Origin of the sequence: Sorangium sp. So ce185, assembly GCF_051526825.1 — a bacterium.
GTDB classification, from domain to species: domain Bacteria; phylum Myxococcota_A; class Polyangia; order Polyangiales; family Polyangiaceae; genus Sorangium; species Sorangium cellulosum_D.
This window is the reverse complement of record NZ_CP150316.1, coordinates 11,443,877-11,468,095: the sequence shown is the minus strand read 5'-3', so window position 1 is coordinate 11,468,095 and position 24,219 is coordinate 11,443,877. Positions and strand designations below refer to the sequence as shown.

Annotated in this window: 19 protein-coding genes; 9 read left to right on the top strand and 10 right to left on the bottom strand. The window is 71.4% G+C overall.

Going from position 1 to position 24,219, the window contains the following annotated elements; all coding sequences use genetic code 11:
• The first annotated feature begins 5 nt into the window (after window positions 1-5).
• Window positions 6-878 carry a tetratricopeptide repeat protein gene (locus tag WMF26_RS42285; protein WP_437997345.1) on the top strand — a complete coding sequence of 291 codons (873 nt, stop codon included), beginning with the start codon at window positions 6-8 and terminating at the stop codon, window positions 876-878.
• Window positions 879-881: 3 nt separating this feature from the next.
• A complete protein-coding gene (locus tag WMF26_RS42280) occupies window positions 882-2,138 on the top strand; it encodes a DUF2062 domain-containing protein (protein WP_437997344.1) in 1,257 nt (418 codons plus the stop codon).
• 1,132 nt (window positions 2,139-3,270) lie between these two features.
• Here WMF26_RS42280 and WMF26_RS42275 read toward each other — a convergent pair.
• Entirely contained in the window at window positions 3,271-3,723 is a 453-nt protein-coding gene (locus WMF26_RS42275) for a hypothetical protein (protein WP_020740455.1), read from the bottom strand.
• A 1,000-nt stretch (window positions 3,724-4,723) separates the two neighbouring features.
• Here WMF26_RS42275 and WMF26_RS42270 point away from each other — a divergent pair.
• From WMF26_RS42270 to WMF26_RS42255, 4 genes are all read left to right on the top strand, one after another.
• Window positions 4,724-5,335: a hypothetical protein gene (locus tag WMF26_RS42270; protein WP_437997343.1), complete on the top strand. Its 612-nt coding sequence runs from the start codon at window positions 4,724-4,726 to the stop codon at window positions 5,333-5,335.
• A 608-nt stretch (window positions 5,336-5,943) separates the two neighbouring features.
• Window positions 5,944-8,178: an excinuclease ABC subunit UvrC gene (gene uvrC / locus WMF26_RS42265; protein ID WP_437997342.1), complete on the top strand. Its 2,235-nt coding sequence runs from the start codon at window positions 5,944-5,946 to the stop codon at window positions 8,176-8,178.
• Between the two features lie 269 nt (window positions 8,179-8,447).
• A complete protein-coding gene (locus WMF26_RS42260) occupies window positions 8,448-9,764 on the top strand; it encodes a serine/threonine-protein kinase (protein WP_437997341.1) in 1,317 nt (438 codons plus the stop codon).
• Window positions 9,765-9,851: 87 nt separating this feature from the next.
• Window positions 9,852-11,588, top strand: coding sequence for a VanW family protein (locus WMF26_RS42255; RefSeq protein ID WP_437997340.1), 1,737 nt, complete (start codon window positions 9,852-9,854; stop codon window positions 11,586-11,588).
• 66 nt (window positions 11,589-11,654) lie between these two features.
• On the opposite strand, the gene WMF26_RS42250 is transcribed toward WMF26_RS42255, so the two are convergent.
• Window positions 11,655-12,677, bottom strand: a complete 1,023-nt coding sequence (locus tag WMF26_RS42250) for a tryptophan--tRNA ligase (protein WP_437997339.1) — start codon at window positions 12,675-12,677, stop codon at window positions 11,655-11,657.
• Between the two features lie 152 nt (window positions 12,678-12,829).
• Complete coding sequence (locus WMF26_RS42245) at window positions 12,830-13,363, bottom strand: putative signal transducing protein (protein ID WP_061625337.1); 534 nt, start codon at window positions 13,361-13,363, stop codon at window positions 12,830-12,832.
• Between the two features lie 216 nt (window positions 13,364-13,579).
• On the opposite strand from WMF26_RS42245, the gene coaBC reads away from it, so the two are divergent.
• Window positions 13,580-14,881 (top strand): bifunctional phosphopantothenoylcysteine decarboxylase/phosphopantothenate--cysteine ligase CoaBC, encoded by a 1,302-nt coding sequence (coaBC, locus tag WMF26_RS42240; RefSeq protein WP_437997338.1) that lies wholly within the window; start codon window positions 13,580-13,582, stop codon window positions 14,879-14,881.
• On the top strand, window positions 14,878-15,606 hold the full coding sequence (locus tag WMF26_RS42235; protein WP_437997337.1) for a CPBP family intramembrane glutamic endopeptidase: 729 nt from the start codon (window positions 14,878-14,880) through the stop codon (window positions 15,604-15,606). Before coaBC ends, WMF26_RS42235 begins: the two co-directional genes overlap by 4 nt.
• 28 nt (window positions 15,607-15,634) lie before the next feature.
• Here WMF26_RS42235 and WMF26_RS42230 read toward each other — a convergent pair whose 3' ends face one another.
• The 4 genes from WMF26_RS42230 to WMF26_RS42215 all read right to left on the bottom strand — a co-directional run bounded on the left by WMF26_RS42230 (window position 15,635) and on the right by WMF26_RS42215 (window position 20,664).
• A complete protein-coding gene (locus WMF26_RS42230; protein WP_061625334.1) occupies window positions 15,635-16,384 on the bottom strand; it encodes a YebC/PmpR family DNA-binding transcriptional regulator in 750 nt (249 codons plus the stop codon).
• A 296-nt stretch (window positions 16,385-16,680) separates the two neighbouring features.
• Window positions 16,681-17,895: an ammonium transporter gene (locus WMF26_RS42225; RefSeq protein ID WP_061625333.1), complete on the bottom strand. Its 1,215-nt coding sequence runs from the start codon at window positions 17,893-17,895 to the stop codon at window positions 16,681-16,683.
• Window positions 17,896-18,062: 167 nt separating this feature from the next.
• The gene (locus WMF26_RS42220) at window positions 18,063-18,509 is read right to left on the bottom strand and encodes a universal stress protein (protein WP_061625332.1); all 447 of its coding nucleotides are present in this window, start codon (window positions 18,507-18,509) and stop codon (window positions 18,063-18,065) included.
• The gene (locus WMF26_RS42215) at window positions 18,484-20,664 is read right to left on the bottom strand and encodes a DUF2079 domain-containing protein (protein WP_437997336.1); all 2,181 of its coding nucleotides are present in this window, start codon (window positions 20,662-20,664) and stop codon (window positions 18,484-18,486) included. The genes WMF26_RS42220 and WMF26_RS42215 overlap by 26 nt, the downstream gene beginning before the upstream one ends.
• Window positions 20,665-20,780: 116 nt before the next feature.
• Here WMF26_RS42215 and WMF26_RS42210 point away from each other — a divergent pair, with 116 nt between their 5' ends.
• The gene (locus tag WMF26_RS42210) at window positions 20,781-21,419 is read left to right on the top strand and encodes a hypothetical protein (RefSeq protein ID WP_437997335.1); all 639 of its coding nucleotides are present in this window, start codon (window positions 20,781-20,783) and stop codon (window positions 21,417-21,419) included.
• A 35-nt stretch (window positions 21,420-21,454) separates the two neighbouring features.
• Here WMF26_RS42210 and WMF26_RS42205 read toward each other — a convergent pair whose 3' ends face one another.
• The 3 genes from WMF26_RS42205 to WMF26_RS42195 are packed head-to-tail and all read right to left on the bottom strand — an operon-like array spanning window position 21,455 to window position 24,017.
• Window positions 21,455-22,444, bottom strand: a complete 990-nt coding sequence (locus WMF26_RS42205; protein WP_437997334.1) for a lysylphosphatidylglycerol synthase transmembrane domain-containing protein — start codon at window positions 22,442-22,444, stop codon at window positions 21,455-21,457.
• Between the two features lie 2 nt (window positions 22,445-22,446).
• Window positions 22,447-23,055 carry a class I SAM-dependent methyltransferase gene (locus WMF26_RS42200; RefSeq protein ID WP_437997333.1) on the bottom strand — a complete coding sequence of 203 codons (609 nt, stop codon included), beginning with the start codon at window positions 23,053-23,055 and terminating at the stop codon, window positions 22,447-22,449.
• Entirely contained in the window at window positions 23,052-24,017 is a 966-nt protein-coding gene (locus WMF26_RS42195) for a glycosyltransferase family 2 protein (protein ID WP_437997332.1), read from the bottom strand. The genes WMF26_RS42200 and WMF26_RS42195 overlap by 4 nt, the downstream gene beginning before the upstream one ends.
• Window positions 24,018-24,219 lie beyond the last annotated feature (202 nt).

Sequence of the window (24,219 nt, the reverse complement as noted above, 5' to 3'; positions counted from 1 at the left end):
GCCTCATGGACGACAGGCTGAAGCAGCTTCTGGTTCTCGGCAGGGAGCACTACGAGCGGCGCGAGTACGATCTGGCCGAGCACGCCCTGCGGCAGATCCTCGAGAAGACCGATCGGTTCGCGGACGTCTTCAACATGCTCGGCGTCATCCTCCACGAGCGCGGCGATTTCCTCGCGGCCGAGGCCCACTTCGAGCGCGCGGTGCAGCTGAACGAGCACTACACGGAAGCGCTGCTGAACCTCGCCGTCACGTACAACGACCTCGGCAAATACGAGGCGGCGCGACAGGTCTACTCCCGCATCCGTCGCGGCGAGGGGGACGGCGGCGTCCTCGATCCGTTCGCGCGCGGCAAGATCGCCAACATGCATGCCGATCTCGCGCAGGCCTACGCCGACGCGGGCTGCGCGCAGGAAGCGATCGCCGAGCTGAAGCGCGCCGTGGCGCTGTGCCCGACGTTCGTCGATCTCCAGCTGCGCCTCGGCACGATGTACCGCGACGCCGGCAATCTGGCGCTCGCCCGGGAGCACTACGCCGCCGCGCGCGACGCCAACCCGAAGTACCCGCCTGCGCGCGTGTTGCTCGGGGTCGCGCTGCACTCCCTCGGCGCGCTCGATCTCGCGATCGCCGAGTGGCGCGAGGCGCTCGCGATCGAGCCCGACAACAAGACGGCGAAGATGTACCTTCGCATGGTGGAGGCGCAGCGGAGCGGGAACACCGCGGGCGCGGCGCCGCGCGACGCGCCGTCGACCACCGCGAGGGGCGCCTCCTGGGAGGCGCTCGACGAGCCGACCCCCACGGAGGTGAGCGACCTCCTGTCCTCGCTGTCGGCGGACGCGGCCGATGACGCGGATCGCCCCACACCGGAAGGCAACCCCTGACCGTTGGCGAAATACTCTCTGCTCCGCGAGGAGGCGCGCCGCGCATGGCGCGAGCTCCGTGGCAGCGAGCTGTCGGCCGGCCGGACGGCCGTGGCGGTGGCGATCGGCCTGTTCATCGGATCGCAGCCGATCTTCGGGTGCCACACGCCGCTCGTCCTCCTGCTCTGCCTGTGGTTCCGCCTGGACGCGGCGATTGCCTGGGTCGCCGCGAACATTTCCAACCCCTTGTTCGCACCAGCGCTGCTCACGGCCGAGTTCCAGGTCGGGGCGTACCTCCGCACCGGGCGCTGGCTGCGCCTTCATGAGAAGATGAGCTGGGCGCAAGCACTGTCCGACTTCCCCGAGTACATGCTCCTCGGCGCGCCCGTGGTCGGGCTCGCGCTCGCCGCGCTCGGCGGCGGCCTGGTCTTCGCGCTCGTCGCGCTGAAGCGGCGCCGCGCGCCCTCGCTGAAGCGCGGCGGGATGGAGCCGTATCGGCTCCCCGAGGACGCGCCGCCGTGGGTTCACGCGATCGAGCGCGTCGCCGCGAGGTACAGCCCGCAAGAGGGCGCAACGGCGGCGCAGCGCACCCGGTTTCACTACGTCCGCTTCAAGCTGCTCGGCGATCCGGTCGCGCGGCTGATTGCCGACATCGCCGGCGACCGCCCCGGCGCGCTGGGGGAGGTGCTCGATATCGGGACCGGGGCTGGCCAGCTGCCGATTCTCCTGCTCGAGCTGGGCCGGGCCGCGCGCGCGCGCGGGTTCGACTGGGACCGCGCCAAGATAGAGGACGCGCGCCGCGCGAGCGGCGGCGATCCGGGCGCGCGTCTGCCGCCCTCGTCGGCGCCGCCCGGTCCGTCCGGCGAGCAGCCCGCGCTCCCCGCGGCCCCCCCGCTGGCCGCCGAGTTCTGGTGCGCAGACGCGCGCGAGGCCGAGCTGGGAGACGCGGACACCGTGCTGCTCATCGACCTGCTCCACTACTTCCGCGTCGAGGAGCAGGACGCGATCCTGCGGCGCGCGGCGGCCGCGGTCCGACCGGGAGGGCGCCTGCTCGTCCGCGAGGCGGACACCGAGCGCGGCCTGAGGAGCTCGATCACGCTCCTCGAGGAGCGCATCTTCACCGCGCTTCGATTCAACCGGGGCGAGCGGGTGCGTTTCCGCCCTGCCCGGGAGATCGTCGCGCTCCTCGAGCAGCTCGGCTTCTCGTGCGAGACGAGGCCCGCCTGGGGGAAAACGCCGTTCTCGAATGTCCTCATCGTCGGGACCCGGGCCGATCGCTGAGCCCGAGTCGCGCTTCCCGCAGAGATCTCTTCACGCGACCGCCGTCGCGACGCCCCTCGGTGGTGTCACCGGGGCGCCCGGTCCAGCGTGCGAGCTCGGCCCGGCGGCTCGACTGTCGATCGAGCGCCGCGGGGCTCCGATGAGCATCGCAGATGGTCAGAACCTGTCCAGCGCGGTTGCAGTTGGGTCTCGCCGCTTCACGCCGCGCATGAGGCGCGGTATCCGCTGAGCAACTCCCATGTGGCACAGACCATGCCTGAACGCTGACCAAGACCAAGACCAAGACCAAGACCAAGACCAAGACCAAGACCAAGACCAAGGGCCTGCGGCGGTCCTTGCTGTCCGGGTCCCTGCCTGATCCACAGAGGCCGAGAGCGCCCGAGGGCCCTCTTCGCTGGAGGCCGGGCTCGCCCACGTTGCAAATTCGCAATATCCGCCTGGGGCGTCCTGCCCAGATGTCTGTGAAGGTGCGTTGGTCTCCATCCCGCTTCGGGGCGAGGCGATGCCTCGCAGGCGCAACCATCGGTACCCGACGGGACACCGGGGGGAGGCGGCGCGGGCCAGGCGCTCACAGCCGAGACGCTCGCGCCGCGCCGATCGTGCTCTGCCAGCTTGGCAATCCCGACCACTTGCGGCCCACACAGCTAGATGTGGTGGTCCTTCGATGTTGCCCCACGACCTGTTGGGGTCCTCGGGTGAGGTGACGCTGGCCGTCTGCCGCGCGGACGACAGGAGCGCGCGCAGGGCGGCTCGGAAATCCAGCGTCCTGGGCGCCGGAGCGTGCCTGGGCGCACAGCGGCTTTCGGGCGCAGCTTCCGCGTTGCATCGCTGGGCGGATCCGCTCAGCAGCGGTCGGACGGGAGCTTTCGGGCCACGTGCGCGGATTTCTCCACCGCGCGTGCGGGGGTCTCCACGGTGCTACGCGGAGAGGGCATTGCTGGGGGAGTTTTCCTGAGAGGGGTCCGGAAGCGTGTACGGCTGCGGAGCTTGCTCCGCCCCGATGTGCGAGGTCTCCGCGCCTGCCTGGGGAGCTCCTGGCTCGCCACGATTTCCCCTGCTGCGCTTGGAGGAAGGCTGGACGTCGACCTCGGTTGGCTCGGCCGGACCCGCCCGGCGGGCATCGAGGCCGGCTTCAGCGGGAAAAGTACTTGGTAGCCCGCTTCTCTCCTTTCGACGTGATCTTCTTCTCGACGAGCAGCTTCCGAATCGGGAGGGTGAGCTCCTTCGTGGTGGTGCCCAGATCCTTGGCGATCTGCTCCACGCCCTGGCCGCTGTTGGCCCGGATGTGCTCCAGGACCTTCTGCGTCATGGCGGCGAGCTCTTCCTTCGAGCGCTTCTCGCCCTTTTTGCGGGTGGGCTTCGCGGCGCGCGCGGGGCGCCCCGCCGCCTTCTTGACCTCCGCAACCGGCGCGGGAGCGGCCTTGGCCCGACCCGCCTTGCGCGGCGCGGCGGCGGCAGCGGCCGGCTGGCCCTCCCCCCGCAAGGCGTCGGCGACGGCCTCGAGAGCCGCTTTGCGGACAAGTCCGCTCAGCTGAGAGACGAATGCATCAACGTGGCTTTTGATCTCGGTTTCGACGTTGCTCATTGGATCTCGCGTCCCATGAATAGCTAGAGTTGTCAACTGCTGAACAGCACCTTGGTTGAAAATAATTCGAGAGGTGTCCCCTTCATCCCCTCAGCTTGCGTCAGGAACCCGCGCTCGCGAGCTCCCCCTCCCGCCGTCCCCTCATGGCGTGCTGGGGCGACCGGTCGAGCCGGACTCCAGCCAGCGCGTCTCCCCAGTGGCGTCGCTCCGCGAAGCCAAGCCTGGTGGCTTCGCGGAGCGGGGCGAAGCCCGGTGGCACCGCGCCGCGAAGCCAGGCTCTGCCCAAACCCAGGAGGGGTGCGATGTACAGCGCCGCGCTCCTCTCTGCGCCGCGCCGCGGCTTCTCCTGCTGCCGCGCGGCGCGCGCCGCGGGCAGACCCGTAACCGCGGGGAGCCAGCGACATTCCCACGAAGGTTGGCTTTCCTGTGCTCCGGACACAAGCGACCCACCTCGCAGCAGCCGAAGCGGGCGCCTGACCGAGGGAGCGCGGAGGAGCCTGACCCCCCCGGGTGAGCCGCCCTCGTCGAGGAAAGGTGTCATGGACGAGGCCGCCGTTCCAGCCCACCCCGGTGCGCTGGACCGGAGGTCTTTCAGTTCTGCATTCCGCTCTGCGCCGCCGGCGTGTCTGTATGCCCGAGCTTTCGTCTCCGGACCGAGCCGCTCTCCGGGATCGACCGCAACGTGTCCGCCGCCGATCCGCCCTCCGGCGCTGTCGACGTCATGAGGGCTACCCCACCCACCTGCCAGGGCGCCCCCCCGGCGGAGCGGCGCGAAGGCCCGAGGCGGTTGCGCCCACCCATGTTGCAGCACCGAGGCCACCTCGCCTCGGGCGTGGCTGCGTCTTTTTGCGGCTGTGCTGGAGCTGCCCAGCCTGCGGCCGTGTCCCCCAAACCGCTCGCCGCGCCCCCGACCCGGCCGCCGCCCCGGCAAGCCGGAAGTCTGCCCGCGGGAGGTCTCGAGGCCGCCGCTCCTGCTCAGCTGCTCATCCTGACTCAGGCGGTGACACTCGCGCTGGGCACCAGGGTGACGCTCGTCCGCGGCTCGCCCCAGCTCGCGGGCGCAGAGCGCGCCGCCGCCGCCGAGGGCGACGTCGATCCCCTGAGCGGGGCGGCGGTGATGGACGCTGGTGGACAGTTCGTCACTCCTCGGCTGTTCGACGCGCACTCCCACCTCGGGGTCCACCCGACACCAGGTGCAGCGGCGCACCTGGACGGCAGCGAACGGGGACCAGATTCGGGACCGGTGGCGCCGCAGGCTCAGTCCGCCGATGCCTTCTGGCCACAGGACCCGGGTATCGAACGGGCAGTCGCTGGTGGTGTTACGACCATACAAGTCCTTTCGGGTTCAGGCAACCTGATTAGAGGGTGCGCGGTAAAGATGGAGCGCCGGCCGGGCATCGGGGCCTCCCAGATGGTTCCCAGATGGTTCCCAGATGGTCCCCAGACGCGCGTCACCGTGGCGCCCGGCGGGCCGAAAGTGGCTTGCGGGGAGAACCCGAAGCGCAGCTACGGCGAGGACAAGCGGGCACCGATGGCCGGCCCGGGCAACCTCGCTCTCCAGCGGGCGGCCTCTCTCAAGGCCAAGAAGCTCCAGACGGACTGGGCGCGATGAGGCGACGAGGAGTCGCGCAAGATTGCGACCGAGGCGAAGACGCCGTCGCCCGCGAGGCCACGAAGGAGGAACGCGCGACACCCGAGACCTGCTCCCGGGAGGTCTTGCGAAGATCTTGCCGCTCGGCCGCCTCTCGGATCGAGGGCGCGTCTCGAGGCGAGCCGCGCGCGATGAGCCACCACCGCTGTCGTCTCCGCCGCCAGCCACACGAGCGATGGCGACACAGGCGAGGGCTCGGGCGCCGTGATCATGAGGACGCCGACGCCGGGGCGCGCGAGCGCGCCGCGCCGCCGGGCGTGCCCCAGACGAAGCCGCGCAGTCGCGGCGCCGCGCCGCTCGTCGCGCTCACGCGAGTCGCGCGCGACGAGCGGGGCGGCGCGACTGTCGCGCAGGTCACCGCGCCTCCGCGGTCCGCGCCGTGCGGGCGGCCGGCGTGAGATCTCGACCTGGGCGTTCTGCCTCGCCCGCGCCGCGAGCTGCGCCGCGCCGCGTGACGGCGTTTCCGAGGTGTCGCGGAGCACCGCGCGGGCAGCGTCGCCCCTGTGCGCCGAGGGGCCGTGATCGGGGCGCTTGCTGCCGGCGCGCGCGACTTCTAGATCGTTCCGGCCGTGGTCAACCCGAGCGCCAAGCAGGATCCCGAAGCCCTCCTCGCAGCCAAGCTCGCCTCGCTCCCGACGAAGCCTGGCTGCTATCTGTTCATCGACAAGACGGGCGCCGTCGTCTACGTCGGCAAGGCGAAGAGCCTGCGCTCGCGCGTCCGCAGCTACTTTCAGGAGAGCGGGAGCGACGACCGGTACTTCATCCCGATACTCCGGAAGATCGTGGCCGATCTGGAGACGGTGGTGACCGCCACCGAGAAGGAGGCGGCCGTACTCGAGAACGAGCTCGTCAAGCAGCACAAGCCGCGGTTCAACGTCAAGCTGCGTGACGACAAGGACTTCCTCTGCCTCAAGCTCGACACGCAGAAGGAGTGGCCGATGCTCGAGACGGTCCGCCGCCCCGCGCCGGACAAGGCCCGCTATTTCGGCCCGTACCACTCGGCGACGAGCGCGCGGCGGACGCTCCACCTGGTCAACAAACACTTCCAGCTCCGCACCTGCTCCGATGCCGAGATGGCGTCGCGGCGGCGCCCGTGCCTCCAGTACCAGATCAAGCGTTGCCTCGCGCCGTGCGTGATGGATGTGGATCGCGAGCTCTATACGGAGATGGTCCGCTCGGTCGCGCTCTTCCTCGAGGGGCGCCACGACGAGCTCACGGGCGAGCTCACCTCGCGTATGCGGGACGCGTCGCGGGAGCTCGAGTTCGAGCGCGCGGCCATCTACCGCGATCAGCTCCGGGCGGTCGAGGCGGTGCGGGAAGCGCAGCGCGTCGTCTACGTGAAGGACGTCGATCAAGACGTGGTGGGCCTCTACCGCGAGGGGACGCTCGTGGAGGTCGAAGTGATCATGGTGCGCCAGGGGCGCGTGACAGACACGCTGTCCTTCTCGCTCCGCAACATGGAGCTGCCCGACGACGAGGTGCTCGGCGGCTTCCTCAACGAGTACTATGGCGTCGCGTCCACCACGATCCCCGATGAGGTCCTCGTGCCGGTGTTGCCCGACGGCGCCGAGGGCGTCGCGGAGTGGCTCAGCGATCGGCGCGGCCGCAAGGTGACGCTCTTCGTGCCGCAGCGCGGGCCCCGCGTCGACCTGCTCAAGATGGCGAACGAGAACGCAGCTCACGCGTTCCGGGAGAAGCAGCGGAGCTCGGACGATCTCGAGGCCCGCCTCGAGGAGCTCAGGGAGCGCCTCCGGCTCCCGACGCTCCCGCGTCGCATCGAGTGCTGCGACATCTCGCATCTCGGCGGCGGCGACACGGTGGGATCGATCGTGGCGCTCCTCGACGGCCAGCCCGACAAGAAGCGCTACCGCAGCTTCAACGTGAAGAGCGTGGCCGACGGCGACGACTACGCCGCGATGTACGAGGTGCTCGCGCGGCGCTTCCGCCGCGGCAAGGCAGCTCGTCCGGCGAGCCCGCCGGCCGTCGCGGACGACGCGGAGAGCGGCGCCGCGCCCGACGCCCCCGAGGCGGCCGTGAGCGACCTGCCCGAGGGCGACGCGGCCGAGGGCGCGGCTGACGACGCGATCGAGAATGAGGCGCCGGAGGGCGAAGCGATGGAGGCGGACGCGGCCGAAGCGACGTTCGACCCGGCGAGCGCCGGCGACGCTCCGCCGGAGACAGAAGCGGCGCTGGCGCCCGCGACCGCGGAGCGGCAGGCCGCCGGCTCGGGCAGCGAGGCGCCGAAGAGCGCGCAGTCCGGCGGAGCCGAGTGGGATCTGCCCGACCTGCTCGTGGTCGACGGCGGGCGCGGCCAGCTCCAAGTCGCGCTGTCGGCGGCGCGCGATCTCGGCCTGCACGGCCTTCCGATCGTCGGTCTCGCGAAGGAGCGCGAGACGCAGTCGGGCGAGAAGCTCGTCGACCGCGTCTACCTGCCTGGCCAGAAGAACGGTATCCCGCTCCGCTCCACGAGCTCGGCCCTCTTTTTTCTGGCGCGGGCGCGCGACGAGGCGCACCGATTCGCCAATCACGCGCGCAAGCGGCTGGGCAAGGCGCGGCGCCTCCGCTCCGAGATCGAGGACATCCCGGGGCTCGGCAGCGCGGTGAGGACGGCGCTCCTCCGGGAGCTCGGCTCGCTGGAGGGCGTGCGCCGCGCGACCGACGCGCAGATCCTGGCGGTCACCGGTGTGACCAAGCGCCACCTGTCCGCGCTGCGCAAGGTCATCCCGTCTCCCGAGGCTCCGCCGTCCGCCGCGCCGGCCGAGGGCGGCGGTGATCCCGACAAGGCTCCGGGGCTCACCCGGTGAGCGCGCGCCGGCCCGCGGCGCGATGGACCGGTGTAAAGATCACGCGGCGACCGAATAGCGTTCCGGGTTGAGCGCCAACGCGTTCTCTGCGACGATCCGTACATCAGGCGCCCGGCATCGCTCCGGGCGTCCGCTGTCACCCTCGATCAAGATCACCACCTGGCACACCGAGCGCTTCTCGCGAACCCGACCTCACGGAGGCCGCGCTCGGCGGGCTCCATTCCCGGCGGGGACAGCCTCGCTCCGGGGTTACGCGGCACGTGAGCACCATGGGAGAAGTACGCGCTGGCCACACGCTCGGTCGCTATGAGCTCCTCGTCCCCATCGCGCTCGGGGGCATGGCCTCGGTGTGGGCCGCTCGAACGAGCGGTCAGCTCCCGAAGATCGTCGCCGTCAAGCTGCTGCGCGCCGAGCTGAGCGACGACCCCGACTTCGAGGCGATGTTCCTGGACGAGGCCACGCTGGTCTCGCAGATCCACCACCCGAACGTCGCGGAGACCATCGATGCGGGCGAGGAGGACGGCGTCCTTTATCAGGTGATGGAGCTCATCGACGGCGAGCCGCTCAACCTGGTTCTCCGCGAGAGCAAGGCGCGCGGCGGCGTCCCGCTCCCGGTCGCGCTCCGCATCGTCGGCGAGGCGGCCCTCGGCCTGCACGCGGCGCACGAGCTGCGCGGCCGCGACGGCAAGCTCGTCGGCCTCGTCCACCGCGACGTATCGCCGCAAAACATCCTGGTCGGCTACGACGGATCGGTGAAGATCCTCGACTTCGGCGTCGCCAAGGCCGCCTCGAACCTGCAGCGCACCAAGGTCGGCCAGGTGAAGGGCAAGTACGCGTACATGTCGCCGGAGCAGGCGGGCAGCGAGCCCATCGATCGGCGCACCGACGTGTTCACGCTCGGGATCGTCTTCTATCAGCTGGTGACGGGCAAGCACCCCTTCCTCGCCGAGAACGAGCCTGCGACGGTGCGCCGCATCTGCGACAAGACCGCGGCCGAGCCGCCGCGCACCCTCATCCCTTCGCTCCCGGAGGACGTCGGGCGCATCATCATGAAGGCGCTCGCGAAGCCGAGGGACGAGCGCTTCGCGTCGATGGCCGAGCTGCGGCGCGCCATCGAGCAGGCGTCGCTGACGACGCCGCTCGCCACCGCCGATGAGCTCGCCGCGCTGATGCAGCGGCTGCTCGGCCCGCGCGGCGAGCGCCGGCGCGCCGCGATCCAGGAGGCGATGCAGATCGCGCGCGAGCGCTCGAACGACCCGGACTTTCCGCCTCCGCAGCCGAGCTCGCCAGAAACCGCCGAGCCCGCCGGGCGCGCGGTCGTGGAGCGCGGCGCGAGCGCGCCGCCGCCCGACCGACGCGCGCGGCGCTGGCTCGTCCCCGTGGCGTCCGTCGCCCTCGCGGTCCTCGTGGCGCTCGCGGGCGCGTACCTCCTGCGGTCCGCGCCCGAGAACCGCGCGCCGCACGGGCGGGGCGGCTTCATCGTGCCCAGGGCGGGCTCCATCAAGGCGCCGCTCCTCCGGGCCGCGCACGCCGCGTCGAGGGCGCCGCGCGGCCGCGCCGTCCCCGGGACGGGCGCCGCCCCGTGATTCGGTAGGCCGGGTAGGCCGAGCAGGCCGCGCCGGCGGCGTTTCCTTGACGGTTCGGGGAACGCTTTTCAAGATGGCCGCCCTCGCATGGATCTTCGCCGCTCGCCGGAGCTCTGGCGGTTCGCCGCGCTGGTGGCGATCTTCGTCACGAGCGGCCTGGTCATCACCTACCTCGTGCTTCCTCCGCCGCCGGACGACGGCCGGAAGCCTCCGCCGGTCCTCCGCGTCGCGCAGGTGCCGGTGCCGACGGGCGGCGACGTCGTGGCCAACGCGCTCGATCTCGTGCGCCGCTACGCGACCGGCGAGATCCGGATCGTGCTCCCCGACGGCTCCGCGCGCGCGCTGCGCCGCAACGACCTCGGCGTCGAGATCAACCGCGTCCGCCTCGCCGAGTTCGTCCGCGAGGCGCTCCGCCCGGAGAGCGCGCTCCGCCGCGCGCACGAGCGCCACGACGAGGACGCCCCGCTCGACATCCCGATCCCGCTCCTCCTCGACTCCGAGCGGGCGATCAGCAAGCTGCTCGATCTCAAGGTCGAGCTCGACGCGCCCGCGGTCGACGCCTATGTCGATCTGGAGGCGAAGCAGCTCAGGCCCGAGAAGATCGGGTATCGGCTGGACGTCTACGGCACCCTCGCGCGGATCGACGCTGCCCTCCGGGCGGGCGAGGACACGGCGCAGGCCAGCGTCGAGACGATCGCGCCGAAGCTCGTCGCGGAGCAGCTCGGCAACGTCAAGTTCGACCAGGTGCTCGGCTACTTCGAGACGCGCTACGCGACCGGGGGGAAGTCCAAGGAGAGGACGTATAACCTCAGGCTCGCCGCCTCGAAGCTCGACGGTGTGGTCGTCATGCCGGGGGAGATCTTCGACTTCAACGAGACGGTCGGCCCGCGCGACGAGGCGCACGGCTACCGGGTCGCTCCGGTCATCGCCCAGGGGGAGCTCGTCGACGGGCTCGGCGGCGGGACTTGCCAGATCTCGGGCACGCTCCACGGCGCCGCGTTCTTCGCGGGGCTCGAGATCGTCGAGCGCTACCCGCACTCCCGCCCGAGCTACTACATCAAGCTCGGCCTCGACGCGACCGTCGTCTATCCGACGATCAACTACCGCTTCAGGAACCCGTTCGACTTCCCGATCGTGCTCCACGAGACGGTGGCCGGCGGCGTCGTGCGCGCCGAGATCCTCGGCCCCTCGCGCAAGCTCACGGTCACGTACTTTCGCCGCATCGACGAGGTCATCCCGTTCGAGGAGCTGGAGCGCCCGACGCCGAAGCTGCCTGAGGGGACACGGACGCTCGCCCAGCGCGGCATCCCCGGCTTCCGGACGACGAGCTCGCGGGTCGTCCGCGACGGCGCCTATGGGGTGCGGGAGAAGTGGAGCGACAGCTACCCGCCGACCACGCAGATCATCCATGTCGGGAGCGGCCCGCGCGATCCGGAGGTCAAGGTGGCGGACGACAATCACCCCGAGTACGTGGCCGACGAGTACCTCGTCGTCACGCAGGGCCCGGACGTCCGCACGCCCGGCGCGACCGGCCCCGAGCCGGGCGGCGGCACCGTCGAGAGCCGCGAGCCGGGGCTCACGGGCGAGCGCGGCTGGACCGAGCGCGCGGGGATCGGCACCTTCCGAGCGAAGGGGGATGCGCGCGAGGGCGGGCGCGGCGAGGACGCCCCGCCCGCGGAGGGCGCGGCCACCGTGCAAGCCTCGAGCGAGCAGCCCGAGGGCAAGGGCGCGAGAGAGGCCCGCGGCCAGAAGGACGCCGCGGGCGACGAGGCGAAGGACGGCAAGAGCAAGAAGCGGCGCCAGAAGAAGGGCGACGGCGGCTGATCGGCCGCCGCCTGCCGGCCCGGGCGCGGCGGCCGGCGTCACGTCCGCCCGCGCCGGCGGCGGCCTTCAGCGGACGCCGATCGCCTTGCGCGTCTCCTGGATCGTCACGCTCGCGATCTGCCGCGCGCGCGCCGCGCCCTCCGTGAGCAGCGCGTCGACGCGCGCCGGGTCGGCCATGAGCTCCGCGTAGCGCCGGCGCGGCTCCTCCAGCGCGCGGTTCAGCACCTCGAACACGGCCTCTTTCGCCTCGCCCCAGCCGATGCCGCTCCGGTAGCGGCCGCGGAGCGCGTCCGTCTCCTCGGGCGTCGCGAACTCCCGGTAGAGGTGGAACAGCGGCGAGGTGTCCGGATCCTTCGGCTCGCTCGGGGGCGACGAGTCCGTCTTGTACTTGAAGATCGTCTTGCGAAGCTTCTCCGGCGCCAGGAAGAGCGGGATGGTGTTGTCGTAGCTCTTGCTCATCTTGCGGCCGTCGAGGCCCGGGATCACGGCGGTGTGGGCGTCGATGCGCGCCTCGGGCAGGACCAGGACCGGGCCGTAGATCGCGTTGAACCGCTGCGCGATGTCGCGGGCGATCTCGATGTGCTGGACCTGGTCCTTGCCCACGGGAACGACATTCGTCTTGAACAGGAGGATGTCGGCCGCCATCAGCACCGGATAGCAGTAGAGGCCCATGTTGATCCCGGCGTCGAGGTCGTCCATGTCCTCCACGGTCGCGGCGCTCGACGCTCGGGACTCCATGTTCCTGGCGACAGCGGCCTTGTAGGCGTGCGCGCGGTTCATGAGCCCCTTCGCCGTGAAGCATGAGAGGATCCAGCTGAGCTCGAGGATCTCCGGGACCTCGGATTGCCGGTAAAAGATGACCTTCTCGGGGTCGAGGCCGAGCGCGAGCCAGGTCGCGGCGACCTCGTGGACCAGGCCGCGGAGCTTCTGCGCGTCGTGGATGGTGTTGAGCGCGTGGTAGTCCGCGACGAAGTAGAGCGCGTTCGACGCGGTCCCTGCGAGCGCGAGCGCCGGCTTGATCGCCCCTACGAAGTTGCCGAGGTGCGGCGTTCCGGTGGGCTTGATGCCGGTGAGGACGGTGCTTGCCATCGTTTCGTGTTCCTGTGAGGGAGCCCCGTGACGAGCTCTCGGTGGGGGATGCTACTGCCGCGCGCCAGAAATCCCGCCAGGGATTTCTCGTCGCCACGTGACGGCGGCTCCCGCGCGACACCGGGCGCGCCGCGCCGCGGCCGCCGGTTGGTTCACTGGCCCTTCGGACGCAGCGCCGCCCCGCGCGGCGCCCGGTAGGGATTTCCATGCCTCGGCGCGTTCGCCTCCGGGGGCCAGTACGCATCGCACTTGCGGCAGTGCCACCGCTTCTTCAGGACGAGGAGCGGCAACCCGAGCAGCAAGAGGATGGCGAGGATCTGACCCGGAGCCCACTCGCGGTAAGCGTAGCGCGCCCCGCACCCAGGGCACTTCGGCCCATCGAGCTCGGCCGCCTCATCGTCGTCCTCGTCGAGCTCGCGATCGTCATCGACGGGCGGCGGTCTCAGGATCTCGGCCGCCCGCTCCAGATCCGCGCTCGGCACCTGGAGCCGGATCCCGAGAGACCTGCCGATATAATGAGGGGTCAGCGTCGCCACGTGCTCATCGGCGAGGAAGGCGCGGATGCCGTGAGCGGACAGGGCCGAGCGCCCCATCTGCGCCTCGACGGACTCGCTGTACGTCGCCACCGTGACGAGCTGCTCGGAGCCCGCCCGGGCGCGGCCCCGCGGCCGATCGAAGGAGCGCACCCGGTGAGGGTAGCATCCGCCCGCGGCGCAGCGTGTACGGCCGCCGGTTTTCGTGCCACGGTGGGCGGAGGCGGACCGCGAGGCGGTCCCCGATCGATGTTCACAGGGGACCGCGGAGCGGCTCCCGACCGATGTTGGCCAAGGGACCGCGGAGCGGCTCCCGACCGATGTTGACCGGCGACCGCGAAGCGGCGCCCCCACGCTGGCACCTGCATCATGTCCGGCCGAACGCCGTCCTCTCCTGCGCCTCACCCCGACGCCCCCGCTCCGCCGGCCGCCGGCGGCGGGCGACCGACCGTCGCGCTCGCTGTCTCCGGCAGCATCGCCGCGTACAAGGCCGCCGAGGTCGCGCGGCTCCTGATCCAGGGCGGCGCGCGCGTGCTCCCGGTCATGACCCGCGCGGCGCAGCAGTTCCTCGGCCCGATGACGCTGAGCGGGCTCTGCGGCGAGCCGGTGCGCGACACGATGTGGGATCCGGGGTTCGCGGGCGAGCTGCACGTCGCGCTCGCCGCCGAGGCGGACCTCGTGCTCCTCGTGCCCGCGACCGCCGACGTGCTCGCCCGCCTCGCCGGCGGCCGCGCCGACGACCTCGTGACGGCGCTCGCCCTGTGCGCGAAGGGCCCGGTGCTCGCCGCGCCGGCGATGCACCCCCGCATGTGGGCGCACCCCGCGACCGCGCGGAACGTCGCCACGCTCGAGGCCGACGGGCGCGTGGAGCTCGTCGGTCCGGTCTTCGGCGAGGTCGCCTCGGGCGAGCGCGGCCTCGGCCGCATGGCCGAGCCCGCGGCGATCGCGGCCGCGGCGCTCTCGCGGCTCGGCCCGCGGGATCTCGCGGGGCTCCGCCTCGTCGTCACCGCGGGGCCCACGCTCGAGGACCTCGATCCCGTGCGCTTCCTCGGCAACCGGTCGACCGGCAAGATGGGCTTCGCCGTGGCCGATCGGGCGGCGCTCCGCGGCGCGCAGGTCACGCTCATCGCCGGTCCCGTGTCGCTCGCCGCGCCGCCCGGCGCGCGGCGCGTCGACGTGCGCGGCGCGCTCGAGATGCGCGCCGCGCTCTGGCAGGCGCTCGGCGAGGACCTCCGCGGCGCCGACGCGCTGATCATGACGGCCGCGGTGTCCGACTACCGCCCGGCCGAGCAGCACGCGACAAAGCTGAAGCGCACGCCGGATCTCGCCTCGCTCCCGCTCGTCCCGAACCCCGACCTGCTCGCCGAGGTCGGCCTCGCGCGCGCCAGCCTCGACGCCGCCGCGCGCGAGGGCGGCGCGCGGCCCCCGGTGCTCGTCGGGTTCGCCGTCGAGACCGACTCGGACGACGGCGTGATCGCCTATGCGCGGCGCAAGCTCGCGAGCAAGCGCGTCGACATGATCGTCGCCAACCACGCCGCGGACTCGTTCGGCCGGGACGACAACCGCGCCACGATCGTGACCCGCGACGCCGCCGACGCGCTCGGCGTGTTGCCCAAGCCCGTGCTCGCCGACCGCATCCTCGATCGGGTCGTGCAGCTGTGCGCGCGATGATCCCGGTCGACCCGCCGGCCACCGACCCGCGCGAGCCGCCGCGGGCCTCGCGCCGCGAGGCCGCGCTCATCGCCGCGTCCGTCAGCGCCGGTGTCGCGCTCGCGGTCGCGTACGCGTTCCACCCCGATCGCGCGGGCGCGCCGGGCATGCTCGCGCCGCTCGGCGCGCTCTACGCCGTCCTCGCGGCGGTCACCGTGCTGTGGCTCCGCCGGCGCGGCGAGCTCCGCGCCGCGCTCCGCCCGCTGTCGGGCGATCTCGCGCGCGGCGCGTTCGTCGCGGCCGTGCTCTACGGCATGGCCATGGCGGTGCAGCTGGCGCTCGCCCCGCGGGGCTCGCCGCGCGAGGCGTGGCTCCTCCGCATGTACCTCCACCTCGGCGACCCCCTGGCCGACACGCGCGTGTTCACCGGCGCGATCGTCTTCGTCGTGGCCGCGCTCGAGGAGCTCGTCTGGCGCGGGCTCGTCATGCGCGCGCTCGAGGGGCCGTTCGGCCAGGTGACCGCCTGGCTGCTGTCGAGCGCGCTCTTCGCCGCCGCGCACCTCCCCACGCTCTTCTTGCTCGGCGATCCGGTCGCCGGGCCGAACCCGCTGCTCGTCGCGGCGGGCTTCGGCTGCTCGATCGTGTGGGGCCGCGTGGTGCACCGCACCGGCCGCCTGCCGCCGGCGCTCTTCGCCCACGCGTTCTTCTCGTGGGCGATCGTGAGCTTCCCGATCTGGCGCCCGTGACGTGCGGGCGCCCGCGTCGGGCCGGGCGTCACCCCTCGAGCTTCGCGAGCTCCTCTTCGGGGACGTCGAAGTCGGCGTAGACGTTCTGCACGTCGTCGTGGTCGTCGAGCGAGTCGACGAGGTTGAGACAGACCTCGGCGTCGCGGCCGGCGACCTCCTTCTTGTTCTTGGGCACGTAGCCCGCGGTGCTCGACTTCACCGCGATCTTCGCGTCCTCGAGGGCCTTCACGACGGTGTCCATCACGTCGACGCTGGAGAGCACCTGCCACTCCTCGCCCTGATCGCTGTAGTCGTCGGCGCCCGCGCCCACGGCGGTGTCCATGAGCTGGTCTTCGGTCGCCGCGTCCTTCGCGATGAGGATGATCCCCTTGCGATCGAAGGCCCACTGCGCGGAGCCGCCGGCGCCGAGCTGCCCGTTGTTCTTCTCGAAGATCTTCCGGATCTCGGCGACGGTGCGGTTCCGGTTGTCGGTCATCGCCTCGCAGAGGAACAGGGTCCCGCCGGGGCCGGTGCCTTCGTAGAGGATCTCCTCGTAGTTCGCGCCCTCGATCTCGCCGGTGCCGCGCTGGATGGCGCGCTTGATCGTGTCGGCGGGCATCGCCTGGCCCTTGGCGTCGTTGATCGCCTTCCGGAGGCGCGGGTTGCCGTTCGGGTCTCCGCCGCCCATGCGCGAGGCGACGGTGATCTCCTTGATGAGCTTGGTGAAGAGCTTGCCGCGCTTCGCGTCGAGGGCGCCCTTCTTCCGCTTGATGGTGGCCCACTTGGAATGGCCGCTCATGCCTGTCTGCTCCGTGATGACGGGGCGCTCGCTCGGCGCGCGCCCAGGGGAAAGGTTCGGCGCAAGCTGGAGCACCGATCGGTCCGGGGGGATACGCCGTCGGGGCGCCGGGGGCGCCGGGAGAGCGTCGACCTCTCACGGCATCCCCGGCGCCCCGGCGGTTCGAACCGTCTGTCGCTCTAGCGGTGCGCCCGGGTGGAGGCAACTACGACGGCGCCTCACCCCCTCGTTACCAGGAGAGCGAGCCCGGCCGAGGCCCGCGACGACGCTGGGGGCCGGGGCTGCCCCCCGCGCCGCTACAGCGCGTAACCGGTCTCGCCGTGCTCGGTGGCGTCGAGGCCCTCGCGCTCGTCGCTCTCGGCCACGCGCAGGCCGATCAGCTTGTCGACGAGCTTGAGGAGCAGGAAGGTCACGATCGCCGCGTACAGCCCGACGGCCACGATGCCGGCGAGCTGCGGGACCATCTGACCGGGGTTGCCGGCGATCACGCCGTCGCGGCCGCCCTCGTTCAGGGCCTTCTCCGCGAAGACGCCGGTCAGGACGGCGCCGAGGAGGCCGCCCACGCCGTGGACGCCGAACGCGTCGAGCGAGTCGTCGTAGCGGAGGCGCTCCTTCGAGACGACCGCCGCGTAGCAGACCGCGCCCGCGAGCAGGCCGATCACGGCCGCGGCCCAGGGCGCGACGAACCCGGCCGCCGGCGTGATGCCGACGAGCCCGGCCACGATGCCGGACGCGACGCCGAGGGCGGTCGGCTTGCCCCGCTGCGCCCACTCGACGAAGAGCCACGCCGCGCCGCCCGCCGCCGCCGCGACGTGCGTGTCGAGCAGCGCCAGCGCCGCGAGCCCGCCCGAGGTGAGCGCGCTGCCGGCGTTGAAGCCGAACCAGCCGAACCAGAGGATGCCCGTGCCCGTCAGGGTCATCGTCAGGTTGTGCGGCACGTGCCGCTCGTGCGGGTACCCCGAGCGCCTGCCCAGCACGATCGCGCAGACCAGCGCCGAGATGCCCGCGGCGAGGTGGACGACGGTGCCGCCGGCGAAGTCGAGCGCCCCCATCTCGAAGAGCCACCCCTTCTCCGCCCACACCCAGTGGGCGACGGGATCATAGACGAGCGTGGACCAGAGCAGGATGAAGACCAGATACGCCGGGAACCGCATGCGCTCGGCGAACGCCCCCGCGATGAGCGCGGGCGTGATCACCGCGAACATCATCTGGAACGCCGCGAAGGCGAGGTGCGGCACGGTGCCGCGCTCCACGCCCGCGAGCCCCCGCATGCCGACATAATCGAGCCCGCCGATGAGCCCGCCCTGCGACGTGCCGAACGCGAGCGAGTACCCGATCGCCACCCATTGCACGGAGATCACCGCGAGCGCCGCGAACGAGTGCATGAGCGTCGCGAGCACGTTCTTGCGGCGCACCATGCCGCCGTAGAACAGGGCGAGGCCCGGCGTCATGAAAAGGACGAGGGCTGTCGATGCGAGGAGCCAGGCCGTATCCCCAGTGTCGATCTTCATGGCTCGGGCGTAACGTGCCCGATGTTTCAACGAGGTTTCGGGGCAGCGGCCGGATGCATTTGGCAGGGCGTCGGGAAATTTCTAATGCCCGATCCGGTGGTGCCGGATACGGATGCGATGGTCCCCGATGCCACGAACCTCGGGCCCGAAGCGGCAGGACGTGTCGCTCAACCGCTCTGCGGGCCGCGGATCGTCAGCACCGGGACCTTCGCCGAGCGCACCACCCGCTGGGCCACGCTGCCGAGCAGCGCCCGCGCGACCGCTCCGCGCGTGTGCGTCCCGATCACGATCATGTCGGCGCCGATCTCGTCGGCGAGCCGGCAGATCTCCTCGTCGGGGGCGCCGGCGCGCAGCGTGCCCGAGATCTCGACGTCGCCCACGGCGCGCCGGCGCTCGAGCACCTGATCGAGGCTCCGCTGGGCCGCCTCGGCGAGGCGCGCCGCGTCCTCGGCCGAGGGGATCAGCGACGAGCCCTCCGGGAAGGTGTAGACGGGCACGCTGTACACGTGTGCGACGACGACCTTCGCGGAGAGCTTGCGGGCGAGCTCGATCGCAGTGTCGAGGGCGCGCTCCGAGGTCTCGTCGAAGTCATGGGCCAGGAGGAGGGTCTTCATCTTGCTCCGCGGTGCTGGTTGGCTCGGGCGGCGCGCCGCCGTCTTTTCTGTCCTGCTTTCGTAGCTCCGGAGCCGGGTCTTCGGTAGGGGGCTCGTCGCGCTCGGCCGGGGCCGGCGGCGGCTGCTTCGCCGCCGGCTTCACCCGCTTGAAGAGCGCCATCTTCTTCAGCCGGCCGAGCTCCGTGAGCTCGCCGCGCTTCACCGCCGCGTTGTGGCGCTCCAGGTCCTTGCCTTTGAGCTCCCCCTCGTCAAGGAACACATACTGGACGATGGCGGCGCGGTCGCCCGGGTAGAAATAGGCTTCCTGCCGGTTGGATACGTGCGGCCCCATCTTGCTCGTCGCGCCGACGATCGCGCCGGGCGGGATCGACTCGACCTGCTGCCTGACCCACCCGTAGGTGGCCTCCTGCTCGGGCGTGAGCGCGCGCGCCACGCGGTGAAAGCCTCCCCTGAACGAGGCGTTCTCGACGAGGCCGCCGAACTTCCACGACACGAGCGCGCTCGCCACGAGGGTCGCCGCGAGCAGCGCGCGCGAGAGCCGCCGCCCGTCGAACCCGAGGTACGCGGCCGGCGCCGAGTCCTCGACCCGCTTGAGCGCGATCGGCGTCAGCACGAAGGCGATGGGGAAGAGGATCGACGAGTACTGGAAGTGGATCGAGAAGACCGCGTCGCGCGAGGCGAGCAGGCAGAACAGGAGCCCGTAGGCGAGCATCCATCGCCCGGGCTTGGCGAGGAAGGGCAGGAAGCAGAGGGGGACGAAGAGCTGGAGCAGGAAGAGGATCTTCGGCTCCTCGAGCATGACCTTGAGGACGAAGACGGGGTTCGTGAGGACGGAGACGACGAGGCCGCCGAGCCCGCTCCGGTTCGGCATGAGCTCTTCGTAGTAGTAGGCGAACGAGTACGCGTCCTTGCCCGACATGATGATGCCGGCGGACGTCATGAAGAACAGCTTCACGATGACGAAGTAGACGAGGCTCGTCGCGATGGTGATCCAGCCGAGGCGCGTCCGGCCCGCGCGCCGGTCGAAGATGGCGTAGAGCCCGATGAAGCACATCAGGAGCGAGACGTCCTCGCGGCAGAGCAGCAGCGTGGCGAGGGTGACCCAGTACCACCGGTCCTTGCCGGTCTCGTAGAAGTAGAGGAGCCAGACGACGAGCGGCGAGATCAGCGCGAGCGAGTGGAACTCGTACATGTTCGCGCCGTGCAGGGCCGGGTAGAGGGCCCACACGGCGGCGAGCAGGAGCGCCTTGCCGCGGTGCTCGAGCTTGTCGAGCGCGAGCAGGTACACCGGGATCACGCCGGCGCCGAGCCACACGGACTGGAGCACGAGGAGGAGCTCCGCCCTCGGGTAGATGAGGTAGAGCGGCGAGAGCAGGACGAGGATGGGATCGAAGTGCGCGGAGCCGTGGTAGCCGGCGCGGAGCCAGGAGCAGCCGAGCGGCCGCCCGTGGATCGACTGGTAGAAGATGTTGTCGTAGTACCCGAGGTCGGGCGTCCGCGTGTGCAGCGCGTGGTGGTTGGTGATCGCGAGCCGGGAGAAGAAGAGGGCGTAGCCTGCCCACAGGGCGAGGACGGCGAGCGGCGCGAGCCACCGGCCGGCTTTGGCGAGCGGGCCGCCGCTTGCGGGCGGGTTGTCGAGCGCGGCCGGGTCGTCGATGGCGAGCGCGGGCGAGAGCCGGGCGCCGCGGCCCCAGGCGTAGACGCCGGCGCCCACCGTCGCGGCGGCGAGGGCGGCGTAGAAGATCGCGGTCCTCGGGCTGTCCTTCTCGATGTTCGGCAGCTTGAGCGCGGCGATGAAGGGGAGCGCGAGCAGGGGGGCGAGGGCGCGGTTGAGGCGGCCCACCGTGCCCACGACGTCCCACGAGCGGGTCAAGGCGCGCCCCGCCAGCATCACGAAGAAGTAGGCGAGGCCGACCCCCACGATGGCCGCGACGGCGCCGCCGGCCATCCAGCGGCGTTCCAGCTCGGTCAGCTTGTTCGTCGAGAGCAGGGCGAGACGGCTCGGGTGGGTGAAGACCCACGCCGACACGGCGACGCTCATGCCGAAGAGGATCGGCCACGGCGCCAGGGTCAAGGCGGCGCGCGCGAGCCGCTCGAGGGTGCCGTCGAGCTTCGCGAGCGCGCTGCTCAGCCTGGTGCGGTGGGGTTCTAGCATGGAGGAGGCGGGTCCTCGGCTACTTGACCCTACCCCCTGCTGTCAAGGAACGGCAGGAATGGCACGGGGGTGTGGGAAGGGCAGGCGCCGCGCGCGGCCCGCGGTAGAATGGTCCCATGTCGCACTACCGGGATCATCTCGATGCGGCTCGCGCGCGCATCGAAACCCTCGAAGCCAAGCTGAAGGAGCGGGAGGCGGCGCTCGCCGCCCGGGATGCGGAGCTCGCGGAGGTCCGCGCCGAGGTCGAGCGGCTGCGCGGCGGATCGGGCGACGACGGCCCGCCCGACGGCCCTCACGGGCGGGCCGGCGGGCAGCGCGCCCTCCTGGTGGCGCTCGCGGTGTGCGGCTTCGCCACCGCGACCGGCTACGCGATGGTGCGGCCTGCGCACTGCCCGCAGCGCGGCGCCCCGTACCCCGCGTCGGCCGAGGTGCTGCCGCGGTCGCACGACGGGCACGACGCCTGGTCGAGCCGGGTCGACGCCGCGCGCCTGCGCGTGGGCAGGGCCGCGGGCGCCGCGCTCGAGCACGGCCGCGTGCGCGCGCAGCGCTGCTGGCAGCCGGACGGCCCGAGCGGCGAGGGGAGCGTGACCGTGACCTTCGCGCCGGGCGGCGACGCCCAGGTGGAGCTGGACGGGCCGCCCTACGCCGGCACCGAGGTCGGCGAGTGCGTGGTCGACGCCTTCCGCGCCGCGGCCTCGCGGGTGCCGTCGTTCGACTGGGAGCCGCTGACCCTAACCACCCGCTTCTCTCTCTAAAGGGCGAACGGTGGGAGAGAGGGGAAGAGAGAGGGTTAGGGGTGGGGGGGGACGGGGGGGGCCGGTTCGGGGGAGGTGGGTGGGGGGGCGATTTGCCAGCTCACGAAGCCTAGGGCGACGACGACCAGGTAGACGACGGCGAAGACGAGGAGGCCGAAGCTCACGCCTTGCTCGGCGCTGAAGCCCAGGGCAGGAAACACGAGGGAGAAGAAGAACTCCCGGACGCCAACGCCGGCGATCGAGATCGGCAAGAGGCCGAGCAGGTTCGCGATGGCGAGCAGGCAGGTGACGTCGAACAGCGAGAGCGAGAGGCCGAGCGCCCTCGCGATGAGATAGCCCTGCAAGAAGTTGACGACGAACGTCGCCACCGTGACGGGAAGCGTGAAGAGGAGGCCGCGGCCGACTTGGGCGCGCAGCGCAACGAGGAAGCGGCTCGTCGCGCCAGGCTCCGCGGCCTCGGCGGAATCGCTCGGGATCTTGCGGGATACCGCGAGCATCAGCCGCTCGGCGAGGCCGGGGATGAGCAGCACGAGCGGCGCCAGGACCGTGAGCGCAATGCCACCCCACGTCACCCAGGCCAGGCGGCCGGCGATGACCGCGCTGTAACGCGCGACGCCGACGGCGACGAACGCGGCCAGCACGTAGAGATCACACAGCCTGTCCATCACGACGGAGGCCAGCCCCTCCGCGTACGGCACGCCGAGATCGTGGCGCAGGTAGCGGATCCGGAGGAGATCGCCGATGCGCCCGGGGGTCGGTATGCCGACATAGAGCGACGTCAGGAACGACGCCCAGGCGCGCCCGAGCGGGTAACGAATGCCCCGGGCGCGGAGCAGCGCGTCCCAGCGGACCACCTTGAGGTGGATGTTGAGCAGGTTCAGCGCCGCGGCGAGCACGAGCGGGCCAGCCGAGGCCGAGGCGAGCGCGCCGAGCACCGCGTCCCGATCGTCGATGCGCAGGATCACGACCGCCAGCAGGAGCGGCCCGATGAGGCGGACGAGCGCCCTCACAACCGTGCGGCGCATGCTCAGCGCGGGGCTGCGAGGCAGAGGACCCAGGGGTAAGAGGTCGTCATCCGCACGACGTCGAAGCGCGGCTCGATGAGCCGGCGGAACGACGCCGGGCTCCAGTGGTTGATGTGCTCGACGTCGTTGCCGAAGCGGCGCACGTTGTTCCCTGCGAGCAGGTTCGAGAGCATGAAGAACGGCTCGTACGGCACGGAGAGGATCACGCGCCGGCACGCCAGCCGCTGGATCTCGGCGAGCGCCCGGTCGGGCGTCTCGAGGTGCTCGAGCACCTCGGCACAGATCACGAGGTCGAAGCCGGACGGGAGATCGCTGAGATCATACGCGCTCCCGACGCGCGCCTGGATGCTCGGGAAGAGCCGCTGCAGACGCTCGATATCGGCGGGGTTGAGATCCACGCCGGTGAACTGCTTCTCGGGGAATTTCTCCGAGAGGTAGCCGGAGAGGAACCCCTCTCCGACGCCGATCTCGAGCACGCGCTGGACCGGATTCGCCTCGATGAAGAGCTCGTGTATCGAGGAAACGAAGCGCTGGATGAGCTTCCGCTTGAGAGCGCCTGCCTTTCTGTATTTCGCGGTCTCGAAGCGGCCGAAGTAAGCGTCAGGGATCACTCGAACTCCTCGCGGACGGGCGGCTCGTCCGCCACATGGCGCTGCTGCATCTGGAAGGTGAGGAACTCGCCGATGAACCCCATCGAGAAGAACTGGATGCCGAGGAGGATCATCAGCACGCCGAGGAGGAGCAGCGGCCGATCGCCGATCCTGTGCCCGAGCAGCCAGAGGAAGGTCAGGTAGGCGTTGATCGTCACCCCGACCGCCGCGAACACGAGGCCGATGAGGCCGAAGAGGTGCATCGGCTTCTTCGAGTAGCGGGTCAGGAACATGACGCTGAGCAGGTCGAAGAAGCCGCGCAGGATGCGCTCCAGGCCGTAGCGGGAGCTGCCGTACTTGCGGGCGTGATGGCGCACCGGGATCTCCGCGACCCGGAAGCCCTGCCACGCGGCGAGCGCCGGGATGAACCGGAAGAGATCGCCGTAGATCGGGATCGTGCGGAGCACCTCGCTCCGGTACGCCTTGAAGCCGCAGTTCATGTCGTGGAGCTTCACGCCCGTGACCGAGCGGACCGTCCCGTTGAAGATGCGGGACAGGACGAGGCGGTTCTTGGGGTCGAGCCGGTTGACCTTCCAGCCGACCACGACGTCGAGCCCCTCCTCGACCTTGGCGATGAAGCTCGGCAGATCGGCCGGGTCGTCCTGGAGATCGGCGTCCATCGTGACGACGATCGCGCCCTTCGCCTTGCGGAAGCCGGCCGTCAGCGCCGTCGCCTTGCCGAAGTTCTTCCGCAGCCGGATGCCCTTCACCACCGGGTTCTCCGCGCGGATCCTGGAGATGACGGCCCAGGTGTCGTCCGTGCTGCCGTCGTCCACGAAGATGAGCTCGTAGGTGAAGCGCCCCCGCAGCGCCTGGTCGATGCGCTGCGCGAGCTCGGCCAGGCTCTCCGCCTCGTTCAGCCCCGGGACGACCACCGAGACGTGCGGCGCCGCCGAGGTGGCCGGCGCTATGGAAGGCTCCATCAGGCTCGGGCGAGGGTCGAAGGCGGAGAGCCCGAACGTGGCGCGGTCCTCCGGGACCTCTGTAGGGGCAGGTGTGGGGGGCTGGTCCACAATCACGGCGGCGGAGGATAGCAGGATCGTCGCGGATGCGCGCGGTTCCGTCCGTGGGAAGCGACCGGCGCGCCGGCAGGGGCGCGAGGAGCGCTAGCGCGTACCGTGGAGG